Source organism: Vibrio sp. 1288 (assembly GCF_033344475.1).
In genome coordinates this window covers 1-579 of record NZ_JAWPOX010000867.1, presented here as the reverse complement: position 1 = coordinate 579, position 579 = coordinate 1, and the positions used below count along the sequence as shown (strand labels likewise).

The 579-nt window shown below is 49.2% G+C and carries 1 pseudogene; it reads left to right on the top strand.

Features of this window, described 5'->3' with window-relative positions:
- Positions 1-569 (top strand): annotated as a pseudogene (locus tag R8O11_RS29805) (ribonuclease E); the annotation flags it as partial.
- Positions 570-579 lie beyond the last annotated feature (10 nt).

Genomic DNA, 579 nt, shown 5'->3' with positions numbered 1-579 from the left:
CAACTGTACCTGCTATGCAAGGTGGTTTTGCTTGCCCTGAAATGGCAATGGGTAAAGTCATCATCCGTCGTGAGCAACCAGCGGTAGCTGAAGCACCTGTTGTTGAACCTAAAGTTCAAGAAACAGTAGAAGCTAAAGCTGAATCACCGATTGTTGAAGCTGTAGCGCCTGAAAAGGCAGAGCCAGTAGCGGTTGATCAAGCTCCTGTAGAGCCGATCGTTGAAGTGGCTGAAGCACCTGTTGCGGAAGCAACAACAGAAACAGTTGTTGAAGAAGCTCCGGTTCAAGAGCCAGTCGTTGCAGAAGCTGTGGAAGAAGCAGCAACAGAAGTTGCCGTTGAAACTCCAGTAGCAGCGCCAGAGATGAAAGCTGAAGTTATCAACGTTGTTGCTAAGCCACGAGCTAGCGCACCAATGACAAAAGCACCTGGTCCTCAAGAACTACGTGAAATCGAAGTAGCCGCAGCGCCGTTTAAAGCTGAACGCTACCAAGCTAAAGGTGCTGGTAGCCAAGTGGCAACAAACCGCGCCTCTGCAGCAATGACAACGCCAAACTTAAACCAAGTTTGAATACATTGCG